This window comes from Lentibacter sp., assembly GCF_965658795.1.
In the GTDB taxonomy this organism is placed as follows: domain Bacteria; phylum Pseudomonadota; class Alphaproteobacteria; order Rhodobacterales; family Rhodobacteraceae; genus Lentibacter.
In genome coordinates this window covers 1-24,306 of record NZ_CBFHTG010000021.1, presented here as the reverse complement: position 1 = coordinate 24,306, position 24,306 = coordinate 1, and the positions used below count along the sequence as shown (strand labels likewise).

The 24,306-nt window shown below is 59.1% G+C and carries 28 protein-coding genes and 2 tRNA genes; 13 read left to right on the top strand and 17 right to left on the bottom strand.

Features of this window, described 5'->3' with window-relative positions:
* Nucleotides 1-17: 17 nt before the first annotated feature.
* From ACTG3X_RS12655 to ACTG3X_RS12645, 3 genes are all read right to left on the bottom strand, one after another.
* Entirely contained in the window at nucleotides 18-401 is a 384-nt protein-coding gene (locus ACTG3X_RS12655) for a hypothetical protein (protein ID WP_439111637.1), read from the bottom strand.
* A gap of 86 nt (nucleotides 402-487) precedes the next feature.
* Nucleotides 488-2,281, bottom strand: a complete 1,794-nt coding sequence (ggt, locus tag ACTG3X_RS12650) for a gamma-glutamyltransferase (RefSeq protein WP_439111636.1) — start codon at nucleotides 2,279-2,281, stop codon at nucleotides 488-490.
* Nucleotides 2,282-2,346: 65 nt separating this feature from the next.
* On the bottom strand, nucleotides 2,347-3,333 hold the full coding sequence (locus ACTG3X_RS12645) for a 2-hydroxyacid dehydrogenase (RefSeq protein WP_439111635.1): 987 nt from the start codon (nucleotides 3,331-3,333) through the stop codon (nucleotides 2,347-2,349).
* A gap of 93 nt (nucleotides 3,334-3,426) precedes the next feature.
* Between ACTG3X_RS12645 and ACTG3X_RS12640 the strand changes: the two genes are divergently transcribed.
* From ACTG3X_RS12640 to ACTG3X_RS12620, 5 genes are all read left to right on the top strand, one after another.
* Nucleotides 3,427-3,945, top strand: coding sequence for an SH3 domain-containing protein (locus ACTG3X_RS12640; protein ID WP_439111634.1), 519 nt, complete (start codon nucleotides 3,427-3,429; stop codon nucleotides 3,943-3,945).
* An 82-nt stretch (nucleotides 3,946-4,027) separates the two neighbouring features.
* Nucleotides 4,028-4,102, top strand: a tRNA-Gln gene (locus ACTG3X_RS12635).
* Between the two features lie 182 nt (nucleotides 4,103-4,284).
* Nucleotides 4,285-5,214 carry an archaetidylserine decarboxylase gene (gene asd / locus ACTG3X_RS12630; protein ID WP_439111633.1) on the top strand — a complete coding sequence of 310 codons (930 nt, stop codon included), beginning with the start codon at nucleotides 4,285-4,287 and terminating at the stop codon, nucleotides 5,212-5,214.
* A 229-nt stretch (nucleotides 5,215-5,443) separates the two neighbouring features.
* Nucleotides 5,444-6,736: a hypothetical protein gene (locus ACTG3X_RS12625; RefSeq protein WP_439111632.1), complete on the top strand. Its 1,293-nt coding sequence runs from the start codon at nucleotides 5,444-5,446 to the stop codon at nucleotides 6,734-6,736.
* Nucleotides 6,736-7,515, top strand: a complete 780-nt coding sequence (locus tag ACTG3X_RS12620; RefSeq protein ID WP_439111631.1) for a hypothetical protein — start codon at nucleotides 6,736-6,738, stop codon at nucleotides 7,513-7,515. The genes ACTG3X_RS12625 and ACTG3X_RS12620 overlap by 1 nt, the downstream gene beginning before the upstream one ends.
* A gap of 8 nt (nucleotides 7,516-7,523) precedes the next feature.
* Here the strand turns inward: ACTG3X_RS12620 and ACTG3X_RS12615 are convergent, their stop codons facing one another.
* Nucleotides 7,524-7,976, bottom strand: coding sequence for an Lrp/AsnC family transcriptional regulator (locus ACTG3X_RS12615; RefSeq protein WP_439111630.1), 453 nt, complete (start codon nucleotides 7,974-7,976; stop codon nucleotides 7,524-7,526).
* 71 nt (nucleotides 7,977-8,047) lie between these two features.
* Between ACTG3X_RS12615 and ACTG3X_RS12610 the strand changes: the two genes are divergently transcribed.
* The 3 genes from ACTG3X_RS12610 (at nucleotide 8,048) to ACTG3X_RS12600 (ending at nucleotide 10,218) form a co-directional block, all read left to right on the top strand.
* A complete protein-coding gene (locus tag ACTG3X_RS12610) occupies nucleotides 8,048-8,650 on the top strand; it encodes a LysE family translocator (protein ID WP_439111629.1) in 603 nt (200 codons plus the stop codon).
* A gap of 92 nt (nucleotides 8,651-8,742) precedes the next feature.
* The gene (locus tag ACTG3X_RS12605) at nucleotides 8,743-9,150 is read left to right on the top strand and encodes a hypothetical protein (RefSeq protein WP_439111628.1); all 408 of its coding nucleotides are present in this window, start codon (nucleotides 8,743-8,745) and stop codon (nucleotides 9,148-9,150) included.
* A 105-nt stretch (nucleotides 9,151-9,255) separates the two neighbouring features.
* Complete coding sequence (locus ACTG3X_RS12600) at nucleotides 9,256-10,218, top strand: acetyl-CoA carboxylase carboxyltransferase subunit alpha (RefSeq protein ID WP_439111627.1); 963 nt, start codon at nucleotides 9,256-9,258, stop codon at nucleotides 10,216-10,218.
* 136 nt (nucleotides 10,219-10,354) lie between these two features.
* Here the strand turns inward: ACTG3X_RS12600 and ACTG3X_RS12595 are convergent, their stop codons facing one another.
* From ACTG3X_RS12595 to ACTG3X_RS12585, 3 genes are read right to left on the bottom strand one after another with little or no spacing between them, the layout of a single operon-like run.
* The gene (locus ACTG3X_RS12595) at nucleotides 10,355-10,924 is read right to left on the bottom strand and encodes a hypothetical protein (protein ID WP_439111626.1); all 570 of its coding nucleotides are present in this window, start codon (nucleotides 10,922-10,924) and stop codon (nucleotides 10,355-10,357) included.
* A gap of 5 nt (nucleotides 10,925-10,929) precedes the next feature.
* Nucleotides 10,930-11,595: a GntR family transcriptional regulator gene (locus ACTG3X_RS12590; RefSeq protein ID WP_439111655.1), complete on the bottom strand. Its 666-nt coding sequence runs from the start codon at nucleotides 11,593-11,595 to the stop codon at nucleotides 10,930-10,932.
* Nucleotides 11,596-11,652: 57 nt separating this feature from the next.
* Nucleotides 11,653-12,357 (bottom strand): M48 family metallopeptidase, encoded by a 705-nt coding sequence (locus ACTG3X_RS12585; RefSeq protein WP_439111625.1) that lies wholly within the window; start codon nucleotides 12,355-12,357, stop codon nucleotides 11,653-11,655.
* Between the two features lie 126 nt (nucleotides 12,358-12,483).
* Here ACTG3X_RS12585 and ACTG3X_RS12580 point away from each other — a divergent pair, with 126 nt between their 5' ends.
* Both ACTG3X_RS12580 and ACTG3X_RS12575 read left to right on the top strand, forming a co-directional pair.
* The gene (locus ACTG3X_RS12580) at nucleotides 12,484-12,813 is read left to right on the top strand and encodes a TIGR02300 family protein (RefSeq protein WP_439111624.1); all 330 of its coding nucleotides are present in this window, start codon (nucleotides 12,484-12,486) and stop codon (nucleotides 12,811-12,813) included.
* A gap of 102 nt (nucleotides 12,814-12,915) precedes the next feature.
* Nucleotides 12,916-12,991: transfer RNA gene (locus ACTG3X_RS12575), tRNA-Ala, on the top strand.
* 169 nt (nucleotides 12,992-13,160) lie between these two features.
* On the opposite strand, the gene ACTG3X_RS12570 is transcribed toward ACTG3X_RS12575, so the two are convergent.
* The 3 genes from ACTG3X_RS12570 to ACTG3X_RS12560 all read right to left on the bottom strand — a co-directional run bounded on the left by ACTG3X_RS12570 (nucleotide 13,161) and on the right by ACTG3X_RS12560 (nucleotide 15,304).
* Nucleotides 13,161-13,757 carry a 3'-5' exonuclease gene (locus tag ACTG3X_RS12570; RefSeq protein WP_439111623.1) on the bottom strand — a complete coding sequence of 199 codons (597 nt, stop codon included), beginning with the start codon at nucleotides 13,755-13,757 and terminating at the stop codon, nucleotides 13,161-13,163.
* 28 nt (nucleotides 13,758-13,785) lie between these two features.
* Nucleotides 13,786-14,619, bottom strand: coding sequence for a tryptophan 2,3-dioxygenase (locus ACTG3X_RS12565; RefSeq protein ID WP_439111622.1), 834 nt, complete (start codon nucleotides 14,617-14,619; stop codon nucleotides 13,786-13,788).
* A 70-nt stretch (nucleotides 14,620-14,689) separates the two neighbouring features.
* On the bottom strand, nucleotides 14,690-15,304 hold the full coding sequence (locus ACTG3X_RS12560) for a TetR/AcrR family transcriptional regulator (protein WP_439111621.1): 615 nt from the start codon (nucleotides 15,302-15,304) through the stop codon (nucleotides 14,690-14,692).
* Between the two features lie 76 nt (nucleotides 15,305-15,380).
* On the opposite strand from ACTG3X_RS12560, the gene ACTG3X_RS12555 reads away from it, so the two are divergent.
* Genes ACTG3X_RS12555 through ACTG3X_RS12545 form a run of 3 tightly spaced genes read left to right on the top strand, consistent with a single transcriptional unit; the run spans nucleotide 15,381 to nucleotide 18,459 of the window.
* The gene (locus ACTG3X_RS12555; RefSeq protein WP_439111620.1) at nucleotides 15,381-16,598 is read left to right on the top strand and encodes an HlyD family efflux transporter periplasmic adaptor subunit; all 1,218 of its coding nucleotides are present in this window, start codon (nucleotides 15,381-15,383) and stop codon (nucleotides 16,596-16,598) included.
* Nucleotides 16,595-17,770, top strand: coding sequence for an FtsX-like permease family protein (locus ACTG3X_RS12550; RefSeq protein WP_439111619.1), 1,176 nt, complete (start codon nucleotides 16,595-16,597; stop codon nucleotides 17,768-17,770). Before ACTG3X_RS12555 ends, ACTG3X_RS12550 begins: the two co-directional genes overlap by 4 nt.
* A complete protein-coding gene (locus ACTG3X_RS12545) occupies nucleotides 17,770-18,459 on the top strand; it encodes an ATP-binding cassette domain-containing protein (protein ID WP_439111618.1) in 690 nt (229 codons plus the stop codon). Before ACTG3X_RS12550 ends, ACTG3X_RS12545 begins: the two co-directional genes overlap by 1 nt.
* On the opposite strand, the gene ACTG3X_RS12540 is transcribed toward ACTG3X_RS12545, so the two are convergent.
* From ACTG3X_RS12540 to ACTG3X_RS12510, 7 genes are all read right to left on the bottom strand, one after another.
* Entirely contained in the window at nucleotides 18,456-19,310 is an 855-nt protein-coding gene (locus tag ACTG3X_RS12540) for a DUF6544 family protein (RefSeq protein WP_439111617.1), read from the bottom strand. The two genes, ACTG3X_RS12545 and ACTG3X_RS12540, sit on opposite strands and share 4 nt — an antisense overlap.
* Nucleotides 19,311-19,391: 81 nt before the next feature.
* Nucleotides 19,392-20,705 carry a TRAP transporter large permease gene (locus ACTG3X_RS12535; protein ID WP_439111616.1) on the bottom strand — a complete coding sequence of 438 codons (1,314 nt, stop codon included), beginning with the start codon at nucleotides 20,703-20,705 and terminating at the stop codon, nucleotides 19,392-19,394.
* Nucleotides 20,702-21,274 (bottom strand): TRAP transporter small permease, encoded by a 573-nt coding sequence (locus ACTG3X_RS12530; RefSeq protein ID WP_439111615.1) that lies wholly within the window; start codon nucleotides 21,272-21,274, stop codon nucleotides 20,702-20,704. Before ACTG3X_RS12530 ends, ACTG3X_RS12535 begins: the two co-directional genes overlap by 4 nt.
* Before the next feature lie 126 nt (nucleotides 21,275-21,400).
* On the bottom strand, nucleotides 21,401-22,165 hold the full coding sequence (locus ACTG3X_RS12525) for an ABC transporter ATP-binding protein (protein ID WP_439111614.1): 765 nt from the start codon (nucleotides 22,163-22,165) through the stop codon (nucleotides 21,401-21,403).
* Nucleotides 22,162-23,145 carry a FecCD family ABC transporter permease gene (locus ACTG3X_RS12520; protein WP_439111613.1) on the bottom strand — a complete coding sequence of 328 codons (984 nt, stop codon included), beginning with the start codon at nucleotides 23,143-23,145 and terminating at the stop codon, nucleotides 22,162-22,164. Before ACTG3X_RS12520 ends, ACTG3X_RS12525 begins: the two co-directional genes overlap by 4 nt.
* Nucleotides 23,142-23,936 carry an ABC transporter substrate-binding protein gene (locus tag ACTG3X_RS12515; protein ID WP_439111612.1) on the bottom strand — a complete coding sequence of 265 codons (795 nt, stop codon included), beginning with the start codon at nucleotides 23,934-23,936 and terminating at the stop codon, nucleotides 23,142-23,144. Before ACTG3X_RS12515 ends, ACTG3X_RS12520 begins: the two co-directional genes overlap by 4 nt.
* Nucleotides 23,937-23,964: 28 nt before the next feature.
* On the bottom strand, nucleotides 23,965-24,306 hold a 342-nt coding region (locus tag ACTG3X_RS12510; RefSeq protein ID WP_439111611.1), incomplete at its 5' end, for a TonB-dependent receptor domain-containing protein.

Below are 24,306 nucleotides of genomic sequence, written 5' to 3'. Positions count from 1 at the left end.
GCGCCAGCTGAGCCTGGTTAAGGCTGGGCCTGTACCTTGATCCGCTTAAAGGAGGATCCCGAGCTGGTGTTCGAGCGTACCTGAGGCAGGAATTGCTCCGTCTTCCGACTTGATTTCAGATGTCCCCAAACCTCCGGGATGACCTCGTCAATCTCTCGCTCCCGCTCGGCCTCAACCTGGCTTTGCGTCTTAATTTTTTGCGGCTGGCCATCCTTTTTAGCAGCCCTTGGGGCCATATCGTCTACGGTTGGCCCGACGCGCTCAACAATGCTTTGTTTGTAGCGTGCAAACCCATAGGTCTTCAGAGCCTGTTCAGACGCTTTTGCCTGCACATAGTAATCAGCCCCTGCAAGCGCAAAGCTCGCAACAGCCAAGAATGAAAGTGCTGCAGTCCGTGACATCTGGATGATCCATTTCTGCGAGGTTGAGACCGAGTCTTAGCCATACCTAGCGGCAGCAAGCGGGCAATTTTGAGGCAAAATTGTGCTCACTCTCCGAGCACAACGCCCTCACGGCGCGGATCAGCGCCCCCAACCAAGCCGTCTGCTCCCATAACGATCATATGCAAGCCAGAATTCAGCCCTCTGACATTCACCTCAAAGCCCATCTTCCGTAGAGGCCCTGCCATCTCTTCCGCAGCAGTCCCCTCTTCAATATCATACACACCAAACCGGTTGACCAAATGCGGCAAGCTCACAGCCGCCTGCGGGTTCAGACCCCAATCAATGTGGGCAAGAACAGTCTTTGCGACGTAGGGAATGATCCTTGATCCCCCCGGGCTACCGACAACAACAACCGGCGCGCCATCTTTCATGACAATCGTTGGCGCCATCGATGAGCGAGGGCGTTTGCCCGGCTCAACGCGGTTGGCAATCGGAACGCCGTTGCGATGGGAGCGAAAAGAGAAATCGGTTAACTCGTTGTTCAGCAAAAAACCCCCAACCATCAAACGTGAACCGAATGCATTTTCAATCGTCGTGGTCATTGAAAGCGCGTTGCCATACCGATCGACGATCGAAATATGAGACGTGGAAGGCAGCTCAAGGGACTCATCATCAGCAAGCTGCAAGCTATGGTCAAATTCAGGCTCCCCCGCCAAAGCCTCCTCAAGAGCCGTATCTCGGTTCAGAAGCATTGCGCGCGCGGCAAGGTACTCAGGCGCTATAAGGCCCTGCGTTGGCACGGGTACATAGTCATCATCGGCTAGGTAACGGCCACGGTCGGCAAAGCTAAGGCGCGTTGCATCCCCGAAAAGACGCCAGACGGATGCATCAAAAGGCGAGGACAGGTCGTAGCCTTCAAGCATACCCAATATTTGCCCGACACTGACACCGCCAGATGAGGGCGGGCCCATGCCACAAATATCATGCTCACGGTATAGCGCACAGACAGGCGCCCGCTCCCGCACCTGATAAAGCGCAAAGTCCACATCACTCAAGACACCGGGGTTAGCCGAAACCGACCGAACCTTCTGTACGATGTCTTTGGCAATTCGCCCCGTGTAAAACGGTGCAATACCGTTACCAGCCAAAGTCCGAAGGCTCTCTGCATATGCCGCGTTTTGCAACAGCTGGCCTTCAGCTATCGGGCGCCCGTTTGGCAAAAAATACGCCCGCGTGTCAGGATCAAATCCAAGGCGTTCGGCGTCGAATTGAACCATACTGGCAAGCCGCGCAGAGACGACAAACCCCTCCTCTGACAGAGTAATACCCCGTTCAAACAACCCAGCCCAAGACATGTTACCCCAGCGCTTATGCGCCTCTTGCATCAGCGCAGGTGTCCCGGGCACACCCACAGAGCGGCCTCCAACCACCGCATCAAAAAACTTTAGCGGCTCACCACTTTCATCCTGAAACAAAGTGGGCCGCGCAGCCAAAGGCGCGGTCTCACGCCCATCAAGTGTTGAGAGCGTGGCGGTTTTTGCATCATACCAAAGTAGAAAAGCCCCACCGCCAAGGCCCGAGCTTTGAGGCTCAACCAAGCCCAAAACAGCCTGCGCGGCGACCATAGCATCAGCTGCCGTACCGCCCCGAGAGAGCACAGCTGCAGCTGCTTCTGCCGCGTAGGGGTTGGCAACCGACACCATCCAGTCTTGCGCATAGACGGGCTTCCCTTGCGCCTTCGCCTTCTGCGAAGCCTCAACTGCCGCATTCAACGTGTATGCACCAAGGTCAGTGGTGCCTTCAGGCGCAAAGCTATCTGCCGCGTCCTGTCCGTAGGCACTACCCGCGCAGAGAGCCAAAACTGCTGCAAATTTAAGAGGCAAATAACCTTTGATCATAGTGCTTTCCTTGCTGTCAAAGCGGCCACGCAAATTCGTCCACCAAGCGGGCAGCCCTCTTGGCCTTACAACATCGACGGAACAACCTGATCAGGCGGGCGGTGACCATCGGCAAATGTCTTGATGTTGATGATCACTTTCTCACCCATCTCCAAGCGCCCCTCGACCGTGGCGCTCGCCATGTGGGGCAGCAAAACAGCATTGCTCTGTTGGCGCAGTTCATCATTCGCTTCGCCCTCGTGCTCAAACACATCAAGGCCTGCCCCCGCAATCTCGCCAGCCTTCAGAAGCCGTGTCAGTGCCGGCTCGTCGATCACTTCACCGCGTGACGTATTGATAATCACGGCGTCTTTTTTCATCAGCTTGAGACGGCGCGCATTCATCAGGTGGAATGTCGAAGGCGTATGCGGACAATTGACCGAAATCACGTCCATACGCGCGACCATTTGGTCAAGGCTTTCCCAATAGGTCGCCTCAAACGCAGCCTCAGTTTCATCCCTCAGGCGGCGACGGTTGTGGTAGTGGATCTGCATCCCGAAAGCCCGCGCGCGGCGCGCGACAGCTTGGCCAACACGCCCCATACCCAGAATACCAAGCCGTTTCCCGCTCACCCGAGCCCCCAACAGAGCGGTCGGGGAAAAGCCCGCAAAACCGCCATCTTTGATGTTTTGCAGACCTTCAGGGATGCGCCGCGTGACAGCCATCATCAGCGCCATCGTCATATCCGCCGTATCGTCGGCAGATACGCCAGGTGTGTTTGAAACAAGAATGCCGCGCTGCAGGGCGCTCGCTACGTCGATATGATCAAAGCCAGCCCCGAAATTTGCAATCAGCTTCAGGCGCTCGCCTGCCCGCGCCAACAAATTTGCATCGATGTCGTCGGTCAGCGTGGGCACAAGCACATCCGCCTCAGCCATGGCCGCCGCAAGCTCATCGCGGCTCATCGGCGTATCATCATCACGCAGCCGCACATCAAAAAGCTCTTTCATCCGTGTCTCAACAGGCTCGGGCAGGCGTCGCGTCACAACAACACTCAGGCGTCCAGATGGCATGTGTAAGCTCCAATCGCTTTTCTTTTAGGCATATTACTGGCAAGTTGACTGATAGAAAGCCAAGGCACAAGAACCCAGCGGCAAAAAAGCAAAATGGCAGCAGCGAGCAGCTCGATGATAAAACACATAATCGCCTTTTCCGTGGCCCTCCTACTGTTGGCAGGAACGGGATTTGCCGAACAAAAGCGCGGCAGCATTACAAATCTACCGATTCCCAGATTTGTCTCGACAAAGTCTGACGAGTGCAATGTGCGACGCGGCCCCTCTCTGAGCCACAAGATAGATTGGGTATTCAAACGCAAGGGCATGCCCGTAGAAGTGACCGCCGAACACGGCCACTGGCGGCGCGTCCGTGACCGCGATGGTGTCGGTGGCTGGGTGCACTACTCACTGCTCTCAGGTGCGCGAAACGTCATAATTGACCAAGATATGCAGGCACTTTACAGCCGCCCAAACCCAGACTCACAAGTCTCTGCAAGGCTAGAACTTGGCGTTATTGCACGGGTCATGGAGTGCTCGGAAGAGTGGTGTAGGCTGAATGCTGGGGGGTTCAAAGGTTGGGCTCCGAAAGTCGCGCTTTGGGGGGTTAATCCGGACGAATTGATCGATTGAGAAGGCAAAAAACGCGCTCTGTGAAAAAATTTCATATCAGGCTTGAAAGCAGCGTCTCTTGCGCGTAATTAGCGGGCAGAGTTGGGATGTGGCCTAGCGGTAGGGCAACTGTTTTTGGTACAGTAGATCGTAGGTTCGAATCCTACCATCCCAGCCAATTCTCTCAGATAGCGATCTAGACCGAGCATATCGGCCATATGGCTGGAATGATCTGAGGTTTTGCGCCACAGGTGTTTGACCGCAAATTCACACCAGCTGCCAAAGCCGCTAGATAGGCCACAGCCTGCAGTATAAGCAGTGATCCGATCTGCCAAATGCTGAAACCATAGAGAGACTGTTGTGAGACAAAACACGCCAATTCTTGTCATTGACCGAGACACCGGAACTGAATTCGAGGAAGTCATTCTTGGGGAAGGATATATCCGCTGGGCGTATCAGGACTCAACCTCAAGCCTGGTTGAGCGCCTTTTGTTCAGGTCAAAATTATTCAGCAAAATCATGGGCTTTTGGTATGATTCGCCGCTTTCCCGAGGAAAGATTGCACCCGCGATAAAGGCGCTCGCGATTGATGAAAGCGAGTTCCTCAAGCCCCGAAACTCCTATCGCACATTCAATGATTTTTTCATCAGGCACCTGAAACCCGAGGCGCGCCCTTATAGCAAAGACGACCGTGATATTGTGTCGCCTGCTGACGGGCGTGTCCTTGTCTTTCCAAGGCTGGATGAAGACACGTTTGTCCCCGTAAAAGGCTTCCCGTTTTCCATTCACAAGATGCTTCCGGGTCTTTCGGACCGATATGTCAACGGCGCACTGGCAATCATCCGTTTGTGCCCTGCCGATTATCATCGGTATCATTTTCCATGCGCGGGAAAAATAAGTGATTCCAAAGACATAGATGGCGCCCTGCACTCCGTAAATCCAATCGCTCTTGGCAGTGGGCCAGATGTTTTTGGAGAGAATAAACGCAGCTATACCCTGATCGAAACCGAGGCTGCAGGCACGGTATGCTTTGTCGAAGTGGGTGCTTTCGGGGTCGGCAGTATCGTTGATACTGTCTCTTCTGATCTGGTCAACAAGATGGATGAGAAGGGCTATTTTAAGTTCGGCGGATCGACTGTTGTTCTGGTTTTCGAGCAAGGCAAAATCGACTTCAGCCAAGATCTGATCGACAACAGTGCCTTAGGCAAAGAAACACTCGTCAAAGTGGGCCAAACCATAGCCAAAGTATCAAAACACGAGGCTGAACGCGCCGCTGCCCGCAGCCGTTAACGTCTGGCGAATCGCCAAAAACAGGGGGGTGATATGCGTGCACCACCTGTGCACCATGCGTGCACCGCCCATGTGACTTTTGCCAAACCGGCAAAAACGCGCGCTTCGTTACCCCAGCGCGCGCAGCCTTAAGACAAACAAGACAAAGCGCAGACTCAAAGCGCTTTTCATTGGGGGCAATTTTCGACAGGCTACCCCCATTCAGACATGTGTGCGGAGTGCCCAGCTTATGACGACTGACAAAGACCGATTGACCGCCCAAGAGGCCAAAGGACTGCGCACTGCCAAGGAGCTTGAAGGGCACTTGGTCTGGCTGGATACCTTTACGCCGGCAGCCCTCGGGGTATTGGCGATTGCCTCGGGCATCTACACCTACCTTGGTGTGTCTTCCTTGCTGGAAGACAACGGGGCTGTCTCTTTCTTTGCCGCGGTCGCCTACTCCGTTGCTGTCTCGGTCGGGATTTTTGTGTTCTGGAGTTATATGCTGCGGCTCTTGCCCGCGATGCGCACAGCGGGTGGCTTTATCGGCCTGACTGTGGCGACCATGGTTGGCTCGCTTGCGATTATTGCGATGTCGAGCTGGCTCAACGCCGCCGCGCTTGCAGGCTCGGCTGCTGTGGAGCAGCATCTCGAAAATACGGTGCGAGACTATCAAAAAGCGCTTGAGCAGGCCCATGATATTGCGCTCAGCGGCCAGTCGCTTGGCCGCGAGGTCGAGCGTGCGCGCCAGAGCTTTGATGCCTTGGCAGAGCTGGAGCAATCGGGCGAGCTGTCGGGTGCGGCGGGGCGCGGTGCTGTCTTTCGGGTTTTGAAGCAAAAGTCCGAAGAGCTGCGCAACCTTGAAGACCAGATCGCCACGCAGAAGCCCCTGATTGATGACGCCTTCAGCGACGGCAACAAGATCCTCGCGCGGATGCGAGAGCTGACGGTGGCCCCCGGCCCTGTTGATATGCGCTCGGTGCGGTTTTCTGAAGAAAGCGTCAAGCTGGCGGGGGTGATCTCCCAGCTCAATCAATATGGCGTTGCCACGCTCGTGGTTCGCGCCGCCGAAGACCTGCCTGCCTCGGTTGTTTTGCCAGAGCTTGACGGGCGCAACGCCTCGGTGCGCGATGCGCAATCGTCCACAATCGACTCGGTGCTGGATGCGCTCGACCAGCGCAGTAAAACACTCAAGACCGCCGCTGAAGAGGTGCTTGAAATAGAGCCCCCCATCGAGACCGCCTATAACCCGATCTCGGCGGCTGATGCTGTGATCAGATATGCGGGCAACTTTGTGCCCTCTTGGGCGGGGGCGATTGCGATTGATCTTCTGCCTGCCATTCTGGTGTTTGTGTTGGCTGTCACCCAGACCGCCATAAGAAGCGGACGCGACGGAATGAGCATTGAAGACACGCTCACGCTGGCTGATCTGCGGGCGGCGATCAACGCGATGAAAGATGTCGAAATGACCATGGGTGCCGCCGATGCGGCCATTCAGGAGCGCGCAAGCCGCCAAGACAGCGGTAAATCTGGCAAGAGCTGATGAAGTATGTGCCCAAGATCGACCCCAAGCAGGGGCTTAGATATGTGCTGCTGTTGCAGCTGGCTGTGGCCGGGCTTCTCATGGTCACACAGCTGTTCGGCCTGTTGCCGACGTGGTCACAAGACAAGGTCGAGCTGCCGTCTGGCCCGATCTCGCCGGGCGACCAACAGCGCGAATACAGGGTAGACCGCTCTTTGCCCGGGCTTGTCACGCAGGATGGCCCCGCGGCCTTGCCGCTGCCAGAGACCTTCGCGGACAGGCTGACCTTTGAAGAGGTCACTCTTGAGGGGCGCGGCACGGGCCTTCTTGTGACGGGGCAGATTGATGCCAGAGCGTCGGAGCGCTTTGCAAACCACCTGGAAGACATGGGGCAAACGCCTGACTTTATTGCGCTGCACAGCCCTGGCGGGTTGGTGCATGAAGCGCTGCTGATCGGGCGGCACATCAGGGCAGAAGAGCTGCCAACGGCTGTTTTGGCGGGGGCGATGTGTGCCTCGTCTTGCCCCTATATGCTGGCAGGGGGTGTGGCGCGCACCGTGTCTTTGCAGGGCCTCGTGGGGCTGCACCAACACTACTATGACCAGCCCCGCTATATGCCTGTGATGTTTGCTGTTGAAGACATCCAGACAGGACAGGGCGAGACGATGGCCTTTTTGATGGAGATGGGGGTAGACCCCTCTTTGATGCTCTATTCGCTCAAAACCCCGCCTGAGCAGATCTATGCTTTGGTGGAGGAAGAGCTGACAGCCACAGGCATTGCCACCGAGATTATCGACTGAACCGGGCCTTAAGCGCGCTCGTCTTTGGGCGAGCCCATTACGACATAGGATGTGATCGCGTTGACCTGTGGCAAGGTTCCCAAGACATCGGTGTGAAAGGTCTTGTAGGCGCTCAGGCTGGCCGCCTCGACCCGCAACAGATATTCGACAGCGCCTGTGATGTTGTGACACTCGCGCACTTCGGGCGCTGTGCTGATGGCGCGTTCGAAAGCTTCCTGCGCATCTTTGGTGTGCTTGTTCAGCCCCACCATGATGTAGGCCACAAAGCTTGTGCCCATCGCCTCGGGGTCAAGCACGGCGCGGTAGCCCTTGATGACACCGATGCGCTCAAGCGTGGCCACGCGGCGCAGGCAGGCCGAGGGCGACAGGCCAATGCGCTCGGCCAGCTCAAGGTTGCTGATACGCCCGTTGCGCGTGAGTTCACGCAATATCTTGCGGTCTATTTGGTCAATGCTCGTCATTTGTTGTGATGATAGCGTGAAGGCGGTGCTATTTGCAATTTCATAGCGCCGAGATTCGGTGAATATTGCGAATGAGTTATGAAATCCTCCTTGCGCTGACGCTTTTTGCCTTTGTCTCCTCGGCCACGCCGGGGCCAAACAACATGATGCTTCTGGCCTCGGGTGCCAACTTCGGTTTTGTGCGCACGATCCCGCATATGCTGGGGATCGGGATCGGCTTCGGGTTTATGATCTTTCTGGTCGGGCTGGGGCTGATGCAGGTGTTTGACGCCTACCCCGTCAGCCGCACTATTTTGACGGTGGTGAGCGTGATTTACATGCTGTGGCTGGCGTGGAAAATCGCCCATGCGGCTGCTCCAGAGGGGCGCAAAACGGGCGGAAACCCCCTGACTTTTTTGCAGGCGGCCGCGTTTCAATGGGTGAACCCGAAGGCCTGGAGCATGGCGCTGACCGCGATCACGCTGTACGCAGGCGACCGGTCTGCTTGGGCCGTGGGAAGTGTGGCGCTGGTGTTTGCCGCGGTCAATATACCCTCGGTCAGCATCTGGACGGTTTTGGGCCGCGAAATGCGCCGCTTTCTCACGTCTCCTGCGCGCTTAAAGCTGTTCAACTGGGGCATGGCCGTGCTGTTGCTTCTGTCCCTTTATCCTGTGCTGGTTCCGCAGGCGGGCTGAAGCAAAGATATCTGGCAGATATTGATTTGGCTCAAATACCACATTCCGCCTTTGCGATATGTCTCTCCCTGTTCGTAACATTGGAGATCACGATGAAACCGTTTTTACTTGGAACCGCTCTCGCCGCAGCCCTTGCCCTGCCGTCATTTGCCCAGCAAGCACGGGAGCTTTCGGCACCTATTGTGGCCTTCACGCCCGTGATCAAAGCAAATGCCGACGCGCTTGAGCTGACGGAAGCGCAGCGCGCCGACCTTGCCAACTGGCTCGCCACAATGCCCGCAAAACGCAAAGCGCTTGAAGGCGAAACCCTTGAGGCCCGCGCCGCGCTGCGCGCTGCAATCATTGCAGGTGCGCCACAAGAAGAGCGCCTCGTGCTCGCACAAGAGGTGGGCGCATTGGAGGCCAAGCTCGTGATGGCGCGCTCCGGCTGCACAGACCACTGGCGCGCAACCCTGACAGCAGAGCAATTTGCCAAGATGCTCGAACTGGCATCTATGTAAGCAAAAGCAGGCGGCGCGTCGCCCCAAAGCGGCGCGCCCCTCGCAGAGATTGCATTTGCTTTGGCGAGCAGCCATATAGCTGGGGTGATTTGACTGGAGTGACGCATGACCAATTACCTCGATTTTGAAAAGCCTCTGGCCGAGATTGAAGGCAAGGCCGAAGAGCTGCGCGCCATGGCGCGCCAGAGCGAGGGCATGGACATTGAGGCCGAAGCAGCCGCGCTTGATAAGAAAGCCGCAGACATGCTTGTCGCGCTTTACAAAGAGCTGACACCTTGGCGCAAATGCCAAGTCGCGCGCCACCCCGACCGCCCCCATTGCTCTGATTACATCAAAGCGCTGTTCACCGAGTACACCCCCCTCGCAGGCGACCGTAACTTTGCCGACGACGCTGCCGTCATGGGCGGGCTCGCACGCTTTGGCGACACCCCTGTCATGGTCATTGGTCACGAAAAGGGCAGCGACACCAAGGGCCGCATCAAACACAACTTCGGCATGGCGCGCCCAGAGGGCTACCGCAAGGCAGTCCGCCTCATCGAGATGGCAGGCAAATTTGGCCTGCCCGTTGTGACGCTGATCGACACCGCAGGCGCCTACCCGGGCAAAGGCGCGGAAGAGCGGGGCCAGAGCGAGGCAATTGCCCGCTCCACCGAGGCCTGCCTGCAGGCGGGTGTTCCACTGATCTCGATCATCATCGGCGAAGGCGGCTCGGGCGGCGCTGTAGCTTTTGCCACGGGCGACCGTGTCGCGATGCTGGAGCACTCGATCTATTCTGTCATCACGCCCGAAGGCTGCGCCTCGATCCTGTGGAAAGACTCAGAGAAAATGCGCGAAGCCGCAGAAGCGCTGCGCCTCACCGCAAAAGATTTGACGCAACTGGGCGTTGTTGACCGCGTCATCGGTGAGCCGCTCGGCGGCGCCCACCGTGACAAGACAGCCACCATAGAAGCCGTGCGCGGCGCGCTCGACGACATGCTCAAAGAACTCAGCGGCAAGAAGAGCAAAGCGCTGATCGCCGAGCGCCGCAAGAAATATCTCGACCTTGGCTCCAAAGGGCTCGCGGCCTAAAGCGGCGCGCCCCACTTTTACCCTTTCTTTTTGCCCTAAATATCCCGGGGGTCTGGGGGCTGGCCCCCAGCGGATCGAATGGCACGCAGTGCCGTTCGATCAAACCAAAAGGCACGGCCTGCCGCCATATGGCCTGTCACATCAGGTTTTCTATGCCGAGCGACTCAATGAGGCGATAGTAGCCGAAGAGCACCAGGATGAAGAAAGCCACAAGGATCAGCTCGTGCTTGAACTGATGGCTGTGAAAGAAGTTGCGGTCACGGTGATGCACCACATCCATAAGCTCGTCACCAAAACGCACCGACAGAAATGTGCCCAGTGCCGAGAGCCCGATCACGCCCCAATAAGGCCATGGCGTCAGCAGTATCTTCTCAAACACGCGCGTGAGAACGGTTGTTTCGTAATACTGCGGGGCCAGCGTCAGCGCGCCAAGGTTGATCACAATAGCAAGCGCCCAGACAGCAAGCTCTGATACAACCATACGAATACCGAACAAAAGCCGCAGCGGGAAATCGAGCAGAAAGCCCGCATCGGCGACGGGTGTGCAGAGCACAAAAAAGCTCCACGTGAGCGCGACTGCGACCGCGCCTGTTTTAAAATCATAGGTCAGGCCGAGGTAGAGAAAATATCCGAAGGCAAGCGCGAGGAGTGCCGCAAACTTGAGCAGAACCTGGCGTGACGGCGAGACTTTTACAGTGTCAGACATGGGCGCTATCCTACGAGCAACTTGAGACCTTGGGTAACATCAGAGCGCACGGCAAGGCGCAGGCCCGGCTCATCCCCCGCGCGCAGGGCGGCCACGATCGCGCGGTGAAACTGCGGCAGCTCTGTGCGCTGCAAGCGCCCATAGAGCGCACGCATGGTCGGGCCGAGCTGGAGCCAGACTGTCTCACACATCGCGAGCATGGCTGGTGCTTGGGCGCGCAAATAGAGCGTGCGGTGAAACTCGAGGTTGGTGCGGATATAGGCCACTGCATCCTTATGGGCGATGGCTTCGGCGATGGTGCCGTTGATGGTTTGGAGCCGCTCGATCAGGGCCATGTGCGCGCGCGGCAAGGCCCGACTGGACAGCTCGACCTCGAGCAAAGCCCGCAGCGCGGCAAGCTCCTCGATCCGTTCGTTTGACAGCTCGGGCGTGGCGACACGGCCAGAGGAGGACATAAAGAGCGCGCCTTCGGCCACAAGCCGCTGCACAGCCTCGCGCGCAGGGGTCATGGACACATCAAACTCGCGCCCGATCCCCCGCAGGGTCAGCGCATGGGCGGGCGGCAGCTCGCCATGCATGATGCGCGTGCGCAGGCCGCGGTAGACCTTGTCGTGAGCGGAGGATGTGTTTTCGCTGCGCGGGCTTGTCGCGCTTGAGGGGGGTGTTTGCATGTTCATTTGTGATCACAGAGGGTGAACCCTGTCAATCGCTTTGATTTGTGATCACAGCTACTTTGTGAAGCGGTATTTGTGCAAGGCAGAGCCGTGTTCGCGCAACCAGCCCCGCGCGGCCGTGTGGGGGCCGTAAAGCTCATTGACCACGGCCCAGAACGCTGGCGAGTGGTTCATCTCTTCCAGATGGGCCACTTCATGGGCGGCGACATAGTCAAGCACTTCGGGGGGTGCCATGATCAGGCGCCACGAATACATCAGCGCGCCCTCCGAGCTGCACGAGCCCCACCGCGAGCGTGTGTCACGCAGGCTGATGCGGGCAAACGGGCGGCCAAGCGCCGCTGCGTAGCGATCAGAGGCCTCTGTGAGCCGGTCGCGCGCGGCTTGCTTCAGGAAAGCCGTCAGGCGCGCGCCACTGCGCTCGGGGGGGCCGGGGACCAGGATGGTATCGGCGGCGATCTGCACCGAGCGCCCCGCGCCCTGGGCCACGCGAATCATCTGGCCCTGAAACGGCAGCTCGGCACCGTGACCGACGGGCACATCAACCTCAAAGCGCGCCACGTGGCGGCGCAACCAATCCGCTTTTTCGCGGATAAAGCGCGTTGCTTCCGCCTCGGAGGCGTGGCGCGGCAAGGTCAGGGTAACGCGCCCATCCAGCTGGGAGACACGCAAAGACAGCCGTTTGGCCTGAGAAGAGCGCTTCAGGCGCACTTCGACCTGCGGGTCATCTGCTGTCTCACTGGCCAAAACAAATGTGCTCATAGGCTAAATCCCGAGTTGACGCGGCCACAGGCGGCTGTGTCTTTTGGCAAAAGGCTTTGACACCCTGCCCGCGTTATGGCAGTTGGCGCTGATCACCGACAAGACCTGAATTGAAAGAGGTAAACCATGCCAAAGGAAGAATGGGGCATCAAACGGCTATGCCCAACCACTGGCAAGCGGTTCTACGACCTGAACAAGACGCCAGTTATCAGCCCCTACACGGGCGAGGTTGTCGAGTTTGACGCCAACAAAAAGAGCCTGATTGCAGCTGACCAAGAAGACGCTGTGACCAAGAAAGCAAAAGAAGCTGAAGACGATCTTGAAGTAGATGTGCTTGAAGATGACGTTGATGTGGATCTGGACGACGACGATGTGCTGGAAGACGACGAGGACGACGACAACGTTTCCCTCGACGATCTGGCCGATGTTGCCGCCGAAGGCACAGACGACGACTAAGCACTTTTGCTGACATGAATTTCAAATGGGGCGGTTTAGGGCTTGATCCTGTCCGCCCCTTTGACTAAGACCCGCGCAGTCACTAACGTGATGCTTGGTTTTGGGGCATTAGCTCAGCTGGGAGAGCGCCTGCATGGCATGCAGGAGGTCAGCGGTTCGATCCCGCTATGCTCCACCAAAACCACTTACTCCCCAAACATCTCCCAGCACCCCGTGAAAACGCAGGCGCTGACTTTACGCATGCAAGCATGACGAACAGTCAGCGGTTCGATCCCGCTATGCTCCACCAAAACCACTTACTCCCCAAACATCTCCCAGCACGCCCTGAAAACGCGGGCGCACCGTGTTTATACGGTTTTGCGAGGCTTGGGCGTGGGGGCGTAAACCGACTCTCGCAGCGCTGCAAATTCCAGTCCGAGTCGGGCCTCGGCGTGTAGGACGACGAGGGCGGCCGCGCGGGCGTCTTCGCCTGCGTCGTGGTGTTCAAACTCAAGGCCGAGCGCTTGCTTGAGGTGGCCAAGCCCGTGGCCGCCGTTGCCCTTGAATTCGGGCCATGCCGCACGGGCAATGCGCACAGAATCCGTCCAGCTTAGCGCGGGAACAGGTAGGCCAACACACTCGCAGGCCTTGGTGATGGCGCGGCTGTCAAAGCTGGAGTGCTGCACGAGCGGATGGCGCATAAGAAGCGGCGACAGGGCTGCAAGCACATCGGCAAACACAGGCGCGCCAAAGACCGTTTCGGGGCTGATGCCGTGCAGCTGGGTGTTAAAGGGCGAGAAGGCCATGCAAGGGTCAATATAGGTCGAGAACGTCTCGATACGGTTGTCATGATCCACACAGGCCAGACCGATCTGGCAGATGCTGGCCGCGTCCCCGCTGGCGGTTTCGACATCAAGGGCGACGAAACGGTAATCACCGCGCGGCAAGGAAAGCATCTGCGACATAAAGATCCTTCGGGGTTAAGCGCTCCGCTTATAGCGCGCCGCGCACATTCCACAACTCGGGGAACAGCTCGACCTCGAGCATTTTGCGCAGGTACTGGACGCCGCTTGTGCCGCCTGTGCCACGCTTGAAGCCAATAACCCGCTCGACCGTGGTGACATGATTGAAACGCCAGCGGCGGAAGTAATCCTCCAGATCAACCAGCTTTTCGGCCAGCTCATAAAGGCTCCAGTATTTGGCGGGGTCTTGGTAGACCTTCAGCCAAGCCGCCTCGACGGCCTCGTCGGCCTTATGCGGCGCGCGCAGGCGGAACACCTCGGGTGCAAAGCTTGCGCCTGTTTCGGCGGCCAACGCACGCAGCGCGACATGGTAGAGCGACGGGCGCGCCAGCTCGTCTTCCAGAAGCTGGTGCAGCTCCGGGCGGTGCGCATGCACCTTCATCAGGTTTTCGTTGCGGTTGCCGAGCACATATTCAATGAGCCGGTACTGGTGGGACTGAAAGCCAGACGAATGCCCGAGCGTTTCGCGGAACGTGGTGTAGTCAGACGGGGTCATGGTGCGCAGAACGTCCCATGCGGAGTTGAGCTGGTCAAAGATGCGGCTGAGGCGCGCGCACATTTTGAAGGCAGGAGAGAACTCGCCCTTTTCCAACAGCGCGCGGGCCGCGGAAGCCTCGTGCAGCGCGAGCTTCATCCAGAGCTCGCTTGTCTGGTGCTGGATGATGAAAAGCATTTCATCATGCGCCTCAGAGAGCGGATTTTGCGCCGTGAGGATCGCATCCATCTGGAGATAGTCCCCATAGCTCATGTCGCGGGCGTAAGACATTTTGGCCCCGTCTGATGCAGGGTTGTAGCTGTCGGTCATGAGTGTGGTCTCCCAATTTTGCGCAAAGGTATTTACGAGCCGCTCCAAGCTCAAGGACAAACGCACCTGCTCAGCGCGTGAGGATACCCTCGCAAATAAAGGTCACATGACCTTGGATGTAGCGCTCCAGTGCGATGGGGGACAGCTCTTGAAACGTGAGGTGCCAAATGGCCGCGAGCATGATGGGCGAGATCACCAGCTTCATATCATAATCGAGCACATCGGCGCGCAGCTCGCCGCGCGCAAGGCCTTGCTTGAGAACCGCGCTGATCATGGACATGGCCGCCTGAACGGCAGTGTCGTGGTAGCGCTGGAGCAACGTGGGAAACTGGCGCCCCTCGGCCACCAGAACCTTGAGCAAGACCAGCGCATCAGACGTTACGATGCGACTGTAAAGCAGGGTGAGCATATCATGAAACACCTCGCGAAACGGGCCAGAGGAGAGCGCCGCCCCCTGCCCCGCCTCGGCAAACGCCTCGCTCAGGCGGGCCTCGAAAGCCGCCGAGATGAGCGCCTCTTTGTCGGTATAGTAGAGATAGATCGTGGTGCGGGCGATGCCTGCGCGCTTGGCGATCTGCGCCATGGAGGCCGCCGAATAGCCTACGGCCGCAAACTCGGCCAGTGCCGCATCGATGATCTCATCGGGGCGGGCCTCTTTGCGGCGGGAGCGCTTGATCACTGTCATGTGCTATCTCTTGTCTTGCGGCGACGTAAGTTAATGACATATATGTCAGTAAGTGAAATTTGCCAAGGCGAACGTTATGAGCACCCAAAGCGCCCCAAAGCCTGATCTGCCACTGGAAGACAACGGAATCGGAGAGGCGACCCCTGCCCCCTCACCCGCCAAGCGCGGGCTCGGCTGGAAGCTTGCTCCGCTCTTGCTGGTGACGTTTTTTGCAGGCGGGATCACGGGGCTGTATTTTCAGCCACCGGGCATGAAGGTGTTCTTTGGCCTCACAGGCCTTGAGCCAGGTGGCGGCACCGACACGCCCATTGCCGTTGCGATGGCGCAGGTGCAGGCACAAGAGCAGGTGGCCGTTGTCAGCGAGGGCGATATCTTTGCGCTTGGGCGCGTTTTGCCCGACGGAGATGTGCTGGCGGTTGCCACCCCGTTTGGCGCGAGTGATGCGCGCTTGCAGTCTATCGAGGTCCGTGAAGGCGACACGGTGGCGCGCGGGGAGACCCTCGCCGTGCTGGACAACCAAAGCGAGCTTGAGAACGCGCTCAGCGCAGCCAAGGCCAGCCTACGGGTGAAAGAGGCGGCACTGCTGCAAACCGAAGAGACCATTCGCGCCAGCCGCGCCGAAGCGCAGGCCAACCTTGAACGCGCTATCGCCACAGCCGAGCAAGCCCAGAGCGAGCTTGACCGCCTTGCGCCCCTGGCAGAGAGAGGCGTGGCCACCCAAGCCGCGCTCGACACAGCCAGCGCGCGCGCCGATGAAGCCAGCCGCGATGTGGAGCGCTACCGCGCCACGCTCTCGCGCTATGAGGCCGGTTCGGGCACGGTGCAGGCCGATATTGCTGTGGCCGAGGCCAACCTTGCCGCGGCTCGCGTGGCCGTGGAACGCGCCACAAGCGACACCGAGCGCGCGCTTGTGAAAGCGCCGATTGATGGCATGGTGCTGAAGGTGAACAGCCAGATTGGCGAAAAGCCCGCAAGCGGCGGGATTATCGAACTGGGCAACACCAGCCAGATGATGGTGGAGGCCGAAGTCTATCAGACGCTGATCGGCCGCGTGGCCATTGGCGACCCCGTGACCGTGACAGCCGAAGCGCTCGACGGGCCGCTTAAAGGCGTTGTGAGCGCGATCGGGCTTGAGATCGGGCGGCAATCAATCACGTCTGATGACCCTGCCGCCAACACCGATGCGCGGGTGGTGGATGTGATTGTGCGCCTTGATGCCGCTTCTTCCCGCAAAGCCGAGCGGCTGACCAACCTTGAAACGATTGTGCGCATTGATGCAGGGCGCGGCGAATGAGCAAGCTTCTGGAGCGCCTTCTCAGGCGGCTGCCTGTTGGCTGGTTACAGCTCACCCATTCGCGCGCGCGCTTTGCTGCGGCGGTGGCGGGTGTGGCCTTTGCCAACCTTCTGGTCTTTATGCAGCTTGGCATTATGGGCGCGATGGGCACAGCCACGCTTGCGCCCTACAACTTTCTGGATGCCGACATCATGATCTCGGCAGAGGATGGCAACACTCTCACCGATGGCAGCAACGTGGCGCGCGCACGGCTCTTTCAGGCGCTGGCCGTGGCCGGTGTGGAGCGCGGGGCGCCGCTGTTTGTGGGCATCCTTGAGTTCAAGCTGCCCGACGGCACCAACTCGACCTTGCAGGCCTTTGCCACCGATGTCGGGGACCGCGCGTTTCTGAGCGCCGAAATCGCAGGGCAGTTTGCACAGCTCACGCAGGAAAACACAGCGCTCATCGACACCGAGACACGCGGCGTTGCGCCAGAGGTCTTTGAAGAGCTGAAAGCAGGTCAGCCCTTTGCCTTTGAAATCAACGGCCAGACGCTTACCGCTATTGGCACGCTCGAACTGGGCGGCGGCTTTTCGGCAGACGGGACATTGTTTGTCTCTGATCAGACGTTTCTGCGCTTTTTCGGCAAGCGCATCAGCGGCGCGCCCAACCATATCTTGCTGAAGGTGGCAGACGGGGTTTCGCCTCAGGTTGTGGTAGAGCGGCTGCGCGCTGTGCTGCCTGAAGGCTCTGTGCAGGTAAACACGCTCGACGACTATAAGGCCGCAGACCTTGCCTATCAGTCGCTGGAGCGGCCAACAGGGATCATCTTCGGGTTCGGGGTTCTGATCGGGGTTATTGTGGGGATTGTGATTGTCTATCAGGTGCTCTCAACCGATGTGGCCGACCACCTGAAAGAATACGCAACCTTCAAGGCCATGGGCTATCAGCACAGCTTCTTTCTGGGCATTGTTCTGGAAGAGGCCACTATTCTGGCTGTCTTCGGGTTTGTCCCCGGCTTCATTGTGTCGATGGGGCTTTATGCGGGGCTGTCTACGGTCACGAGCCTGCCTGTGAACATGGATGTCGCCCGCGTGTTCATGGTCTTTTTTGGCACATTGGCGGCCTGCGCCCTCTCGGGGGCAATCGCCACACGGCGGCTTGCAGCGGCTGACCCGGCGGATCTGTTTTGATGAGAGAGCCAGCCATCATAACCGAGGGTCTTGACCACTTCTTTGGCGAGGGCGAGGCGCGCAAGCAGGCGATCTTTGATGTGAACCTCAAGATCGAACACGGCAAGCTGACGATCCTGATGGGGCCGTCGGGCTCGGGCAAGACAACGCTGCTCACCCTCATGGGGTGTTTGCGCCATGTCGAGCACGGCAGCGTGCGCTTGCTTGGCCATGAGTTGCACGGTGCGCAAGAGGCCGAGATGGTGCATTTGCGGCGCAAGCTCGGGTTTATCTTTCAGGCACACAACCTTCATGAAAGCCTCACAGCCACCCAGAATGTGATGATGGGGCTGCAAGTTCACGGGCGCGGCAACGCGGACAAGCAGATCCGCGCGGCGCACCATATGCTCGGGTTGGTCGGGCTGTCAGACAGGCTTGACTACCTGCCAGCCAACCTCTCGGGCGGCCAGAAGCAGCGGGTGGCCGTGGCGCGGGCGCTGGCCTCAAACCCCGATGTGATCTTTGCCGATGAGCCGACAGCGGCGCTCGACAAAGTCTCGGGGCGCAATGTGGTGGATATGCTGAAGGCCATGGGCCGCGAGCGCGGCACAACCACGGTGATGGTGACCCATGATAATCGCATTCTGGAACTCGCCGACAGGATCATCACACTGGAAGAAGGCCGCGTTGTGCGCGACGAGACAGCTTAGCCGCGAGGCTCACACGCGGTGACATCAAAGAAGACATGGTAGGCGCCTGTGCCGTAGTGGTTGCCTGCGGTGAGGGCTGTTGGCAGGGTAAAGCCGCCAAACACGCCATGGGCCGTGATATCGCCACCAAAGGGCTGAAGCTGATATGTTTTAGCCGGGTTTTCATTGCTCCAGCGCTGGAAGCTCACGTGCCGCAAGCGGCCTGCCCCATCCAGCACGATCCCGGCCGTTTGAGACAGCGCACCCAATGTCACAGTGACGCTTGCGCTGTCTGGCCCTGTGCTCTGCCATGTGAGGCTGTCCCAGCCCGCCTCTGCCGCGGGCAAGAACGCTGCGGGCGTGAAAAGCAGCGCATCTCCGACAAGACGGCCAAAGGCAGAGCGCAGATGATCGGGGCTGTCCCCCACGCGCGCCACAGGGAAGAGGCCCAACAGGCGAAAGCGGCTCCAGCTCTTGCCATCGCAAAGGCCATCACTGCCTGATATGCCAAGCCCCTCGCCCATATCAACCGACCAGAGAAACCCCAGCGGCGGCGCGATCACTTGCCGTGCGCGCATCGGCTGGGGGTTAGGGGCCTCTTTTGAGCCAAGGTCAAAGTGGCCTTGCATGGTGACATCCCTGACCGTGGTGAGCGGCGTGCCTTCGGCAATGGCGGCGCGAAAGAAGCGCTGCACAGGCGCGGGCAAGCCTTCCAGCATATCCAGGGAAAAGGCCGGCGGCGCAGCGGGCTGGCGGGCGAGAAGCCGCGCAACGATGCGCGCGTCATCATACCTGTCGCGGCGGGCCATATAGGCCAGAAACACTCCCACAAGCCCCAGCAGCGCAAACGCAAGCAGCAGAACATTTACCATCTTGGCCCCTCTTTGAGGCAAACAACACAACGACTGCCAGCTTGCCCCACCGCGCCAGACGAGGCGGCAGGGCAAACCATGTTACGGGATCAGAAACAGCGTGATGGACGGGAAGAGCACCAGAATGACCACGCGAATGAGGTCGGATGTGACAAACCACATCACGGCGCGGTAGGTCTGGGTCATGGGTGTTTCTTTGTCCATCGCGTTGATGATGAAGAGGTTCATGCCCACGGGCGGCGTGATCAGCCCCACCTCCACAACAATCAGAACAAGGATACCAAACCAGATTGCGACATGCTCGGGTGTCATCCCGAAATCAAGCTGGCTGATGACAGGAAAGAAGATCGGGATGGTGAGCAGGATCATCGAGAGGCTGTCCATGAGGCAGCCAAAAACAAGGTAGAACGCCAGCACGATGATAAGCACTGTCCACGCGCTGAACCCTTGGCCAATCACCCAGGCAGACAGCTCTTGTGGCACCTGCGAGAGCGCCAGAAAGCCGTTGTAGATCGCCGCGCCCAACACGATAAAGAAGATCATGCCTGTGGCGGTGGCTGTGGCGATGATGCTTTCCTTGAAAACCATCCATGACATATTGCCCGACGCCAGCGCGATAAGCCCTGTACCCGCGGCACCGATGGCTGCGCCCTCGGTGGGCGTAAACCAGCCTGCATAGATCCCGCCGACAACAAGGCCGAAGACCACCAGCACGGGCCAGACATCCAGCAGAGCTTTCCAGCGTTCGGCCATGGGTGTTGGCTCACGCGTGCCTGCTGCATCCGGGTGCACACGCACATAGACCGAAATGGTCAGAATGTAGCCAAGGGCTGCGAGGATACCGGGGATGAAGGCCGCCAGGAAAAGCTTGGCAATGTTTTGCTCGGTCAGGATCGCATAGATCACGAGGATAACGGAGGGCGGGATCAGGATGCCCAGCGTGCCGCCTGCGGCAAGCGTGGCCGTAGAGAAGCCGCCCGAGTAGCCGTAGCGGCGCAGCTCTGGCAGAGCCACGCGGCTCATGGTGGCCGCTGTGGCCAGCGAGGACCCACAGATTGAGCCAAAGCCAGCGCAAGCGCCAACGGCTGCCATGGCAACACCGCCTTTGCGGTGGCCCAAAAAGCTCTCGGCCGCTTTGAACAGGGCTTGGGACATGCCTGACAGCGTGGCGAACTGGCCCATGAGCAGGAACATGGGAATGATCGTCAGAGAGTAGGACGAGAAGGTGCCATATGCCTCGGTTTTGAGGCGGGACATGAACATGTTGGGGTCGCCCATGGCGAGCCAGAGGCCCCCGATGCCTGCCAGAAGCATCGCAAGCCCGATGGGCGCGCGCAGGAAAATCATCAGCAGGAGTGCGGGGAAGGATAGGAATCCGAGTTCAAGCAGGCTCAATGGGAGGCTCCTTCGGAGTGAGGCATGTAAGCGCGGCCTGTGAGAAGCTCGGCGACACGGGCAAAAGCGCAATACAGCGCGACAAGGCAAGCAGAGAGGGATGCAACAAAGCTCCCTGCATAGGCCCACCAGACCGGGAATTGCAGCAAGAAGGTTGTCTCGCCATATTGCATTTTGTCGAGCATCCCTTCGTAGAGACGCGCCGAAATGAGCAAGATCGCGGCGGTGAGAACCACCTCCCAAAAGGCCATCAGCGCCTTGTTGGCACGGCGCGGCAAGGCGGAGGTGAAAATATCGACCGTGGCATGCGAGCCAAAGAGCTGGGTGATCGGCAGAAACGCGAAGATGGCAAAGGCAACGCCCGCTTCCAGAAGCTCAAAGTCGCCTGTGATGGGGCCAACACCTATAGCGATCAGCCATTCACCGATCCCTGCCAGACTGCCAGAGTGACCCAGTGTGTTGAGTGCGCGACCAAAGACACTGACAAAGGTGATCACCACGAGCGCCGACAGCACAAGACCGCCAAGCACCGCCATAATCCGCGCAAGTCGCATAACATATTTGAGCATTGGCTCCCCCCAAATCACTCTATCATCGACCGTGCGGTCGAAAATATTAGTTGCGCGTATAACTACACAGAAGCCTAAAGCGATCAACCCCGTGTTTCTACTTATTTCGCGGTTTTCCGAGCGAAGCTAGCGATAGGTGATCTCGGTGGGCTGGAACACGGGGCCTTGATCTGTGTTTTCGTAAAACACCTTGATCCCGAAAACCTTGTTGAGCAGATCAGATGTCAGCACTTCGGCAGGCGCGCCATCGGCCACAAGCCGCCCTTGAGAGAGCATGAGAATCCGTGTGCAGTGGCGGGCCGCCAAGCCAAGATCATGCAGGGAGACCACAACCGACTTGCCCTGTGCCGCCAGGCTGGCAAAGCTCTGCATCGTCCCGATCTGGTGGGCAGGGTCGAGCCCTGCGATAGGTTCATCCACCATGAGCAACGGGGTTTGCTGCGCGAGCGCGCGGGCGATAAGAACGCGCGCCTGCTCGCCACCTGAAAGCTGGTTGGCAAGGCGCCCTGCAAAGCTGGTCAGATCCATCTCGGCCAAAGCCGTATCAACAGCCGCGCGGTCTTCGGGGCGCAGCTTGGCTCCGCGCGGCAGATGTGGGATGCGCCCAAGCGCGACAACTGTTTCCACGGTCATTGGCCAGGCAATATCACGCGCTTGTGGAAGCCACGCGACAGACCGCGCACGGGCCGCTGCCGAAAGGTCGGCCAATGTGCTGGTGCCTTTAGAGGGCATCAGCCCGAGCGCGGCGCGCATGAACGTGGTCTTGCCTGCGCCATTGGGGCCGATAAGCCCCACACATTCGCCTGCGCCAATGGTGACCGAAACATCATCAACCACGGGGCATTCGCCACGCAGCGCGGTGAGACCTTTGACAGAGAGAAGCGCGCTCATGCCAGCTCGCTCCGTGTCTTGTATATCAGGTGGAGGAACAGCGGCGCACCAATCAGGGCCATGACCACACCGATCTTGAGATCTTTCTGGGGCAGAACAACACGCACCAATATATCTGCGGCCAAGACAAGCGCGGCCCCGCCAAGGGCCGAGGCCCAGAGCAGGCGAGAGGGCCGCCCGCCCACAAAAGGACGCAGGATATGTGGCACAACAAGACCGACAAAGCCGATGGCCCCTGCCACCGCCGTACCGGCACCAACCACGCACGATGTCCCCACCACAAGCGCAAGGCGCAGGCGCGTGAGGTTGATCCCCATGGAGCTGGCGGCGTCTTCGCCCAGCGTGAGCGCATCAAGCCCGCGCCCCAAAGTGCCAAGCAGCACCCAGCCCACCGCCATAAACGGCAGCGCCAGATAGACGTGTAGAAGTGAGCGGTCTGCGAGCGACCCCATCATCCAGAAGACAATTTCGCTGGTCGCGTAGGGGTTGGGCGACAGGTTGAGTGTAAGCGAGGTGAGCGCACCCGCCATGGCCGAAATCGCGATGCCCGCCAGAATGAGTGTCATCGACGCCCCGCGTGTGCCCGCCAGTGTAAGCACCAGCAAAACCCCGACAAGCGATGTGGCAAGGGCCGAGAGCGGCAAGGCCAGCGCAAAAGCCGCGGCAAAGCCCGTTTGCAGCGAGATCACCGCGCCCAGCGCCGCAGACGAAGAGACGCCGATGAGGCCCGGCTCGGCCAAGGGGTTGCGCAGGTAGCCCTGCATGGCCGCGCCCGCAAGGCCAAGCGAGGCCCCTATCATCATAGCGAGCAAGGCGCGCGGCAGGCGTATCTCGCGCATGACCAGCGTAAAGGGCGTACCATCATCAGCCAGCAGCGCGCCGAGGCTTTTGCCAAAGCCTGCGTCAGCGGGGCCAATGGCCAGAGAGGTTACAAAAAGGGCCGCTGTCAGCGCGGCAAGAAAAAGCATGAGGCGTGTCATTGGTCTGTCAACGCCTCCCTTTTTTGCGCCAGCTCCTTGATAGCACGCAAAACAAGCGGTGTGCCACAGCCCCAATCGCGGCTGGTGAGCTGCGTGGGCTGCGCAGGAGCCGCCACGGCCGCCACAACCGGATGCTGCGCCACAGCTTCGGCCCGTGACGCGCCGGCGTAAAGCTTGCTCGTAATGACAAGATCAGGCGCGCTCATGGCGAGAAGCTCAAGCGGCATGGCCGCGCCATACATCACACCCATTTCGCTGGCGATGTTGGTAAAGCCTGCGGCGGCGATCATATCATCGGTCAGGGTATTTTTGCCCAATGTGTAGCCGTTGGCACCATAGTGGATCACCCTTGGCCGCGCGACACCTTCGGCGGGCTGAAGCGCAGCAAGATCAGCCTCAAAGCGCGCCGTGAGCTGGGCAGCCTTATCACTCTGACCCAGAGCTTCACCGATTTCAGCAAGGCGCAAAGGAATATCGGCAAGAGACTGCACCGCCTTCAGCCGCACCACAGGCACGCCAAGACGCTCGAGCATATCCACCGCCGCGCGGGCTGTGTATTGGCCCGCCAGCACCAGATCGGGCTGCATGAGGTAGACCTCTTCGGCGCGAGCGGAGTTTATGTGATAGGCCTTGGCCTCTTCGGCCATGCCAGAGATACGCGGATCAATCGCAAGTGGGGACAAGGAGAGAAGCTGCCCGTCAGCGGCCAGAAGCATGGCCAACTGATCGGTACAGACATTCATCGAGACAACCCGCGCGGGCGCCTCGCCATAGGCTGCTGCGCCAGTCACAAGGACCAGCGCAGCGGCGCTTATGAGCTTAGAAAGACGCACGGATACCGAAGTAGGCGGCGCGGCCTGATGTGCCGTAGCTGCCCGCTGTTTCATAGTCTTCATCAAACAGGTTTTCCACACGCAGATAGGCTGAGGTGGTTTCGTTGAAGTTGTAGCTCAGGTTTGCGTTGACCGTTCTGTAGTTGGGCATTTCGGTTGTCGCATCGTCACGGTCTATGCGACCTGCAACATAGTTGATGCCCAATCCACCAGCCCAGCCGCTCGCAAAGTCACCCTGCACACCAACAAAAAGATCGTGGCGCGGCACGCGGCCTGCACGCCCTGATGGGCGATACGCATCAGTATAGGTATAGGCAGCAGAGATTTC

Coding starts and splice junctions, on each gene's coding strand:
- ACTG3X_RS12655 (WP_439111637.1), bottom strand. CDS start 401: ATGTCACGGACTGCAGCACTTTCATTCTTGGCTGTTGCGAGCTTTGCG.
- ggt (WP_439111636.1), bottom strand. CDS start 2,281: ATGATCAAAGGTTATTTGCCTCTTAAATTTGCAGCAGTTTTGGCTCTC.
- ACTG3X_RS12645 (WP_439111635.1), bottom strand. CDS start 3,333: ATGCCATCTGGACGCCTGAGTGTTGTTGTGACGCGACGCCTGCCCGAG.
- ACTG3X_RS12640 (WP_439111634.1), top strand. CDS start 3,427: ATGGCAGCAGCGAGCAGCTCGATGATAAAACACATAATCGCCTTTTCC.
- ACTG3X_RS12625 (WP_439111632.1), top strand. CDS start 5,444: ATGACGACTGACAAAGACCGATTGACCGCCCAAGAGGCCAAAGGACTG.
- ACTG3X_RS12620 (WP_439111631.1), top strand. CDS start 6,736: ATGAAGTATGTGCCCAAGATCGACCCCAAGCAGGGGCTTAGATATGTG.
- ACTG3X_RS12615 (WP_439111630.1), bottom strand. CDS start 7,976: ATGACGAGCATTGACCAAATAGACCGCAAGATATTGCGTGAACTCACG.
- ACTG3X_RS12610 (WP_439111629.1), top strand. CDS start 8,048: ATGAGTTATGAAATCCTCCTTGCGCTGACGCTTTTTGCCTTTGTCTCC.
- ACTG3X_RS12605 (WP_439111628.1), top strand. CDS start 8,743: ATGAAACCGTTTTTACTTGGAACCGCTCTCGCCGCAGCCCTTGCCCTG.
- ACTG3X_RS12600 (WP_439111627.1), top strand. CDS start 9,256: ATGACCAATTACCTCGATTTTGAAAAGCCTCTGGCCGAGATTGAAGGC.
- ACTG3X_RS12595 (WP_439111626.1), bottom strand. CDS start 10,924: ATGTCTGACACTGTAAAAGTCTCGCCGTCACGCCAGGTTCTGCTCAAG.
- ACTG3X_RS12590 (WP_439111655.1), bottom strand. CDS start 11,595: ATGCAAACACCCCCCTCAAGCGCGACAAGCCCGCGCAGCGAAAACACA.
- ACTG3X_RS12585 (WP_439111625.1), bottom strand. CDS start 12,357: ATGAGCACATTTGTTTTGGCCAGTGAGACAGCAGATGACCCGCAGGTC.
- ACTG3X_RS12580 (WP_439111624.1), top strand. CDS start 12,484: ATGCCAAAGGAAGAATGGGGCATCAAACGGCTATGCCCAACCACTGGC.
- ACTG3X_RS12570 (WP_439111623.1), bottom strand. CDS start 13,757: ATGTCGCAGATGCTTTCCTTGCCGCGCGGTGATTACCGTTTCGTCGCC.
- ACTG3X_RS12565 (WP_439111622.1), bottom strand. CDS start 14,619: ATGACCGACAGCTACAACCCTGCATCAGACGGGGCCAAAATGTCTTAC.
- ACTG3X_RS12560 (WP_439111621.1), bottom strand. CDS start 15,304: ATGACAGTGATCAAGCGCTCCCGCCGCAAAGAGGCCCGCCCCGATGAG.
- ACTG3X_RS12555 (WP_439111620.1), top strand. CDS start 15,381: ATGAGCACCCAAAGCGCCCCAAAGCCTGATCTGCCACTGGAAGACAAC.
- ACTG3X_RS12550 (WP_439111619.1), top strand. CDS start 16,595: ATGAGCAAGCTTCTGGAGCGCCTTCTCAGGCGGCTGCCTGTTGGCTGG.
- ACTG3X_RS12545 (WP_439111618.1), top strand. CDS start 17,770: ATGAGAGAGCCAGCCATCATAACCGAGGGTCTTGACCACTTCTTTGGC.
- ACTG3X_RS12540 (WP_439111617.1), bottom strand. CDS start 19,310: ATGGTAAATGTTCTGCTGCTTGCGTTTGCGCTGCTGGGGCTTGTGGGA.
- ACTG3X_RS12530 (WP_439111615.1), bottom strand. CDS start 21,274: ATGCTCAAATATGTTATGCGACTTGCGCGGATTATGGCGGTGCTTGGC.
- ACTG3X_RS12525 (WP_439111614.1), bottom strand. CDS start 22,165: ATGAGCGCGCTTCTCTCTGTCAAAGGTCTCACCGCGCTGCGTGGCGAA.
- ACTG3X_RS12520 (WP_439111613.1), bottom strand. CDS start 23,145: ATGACACGCCTCATGCTTTTTCTTGCCGCGCTGACAGCGGCCCTTTTT.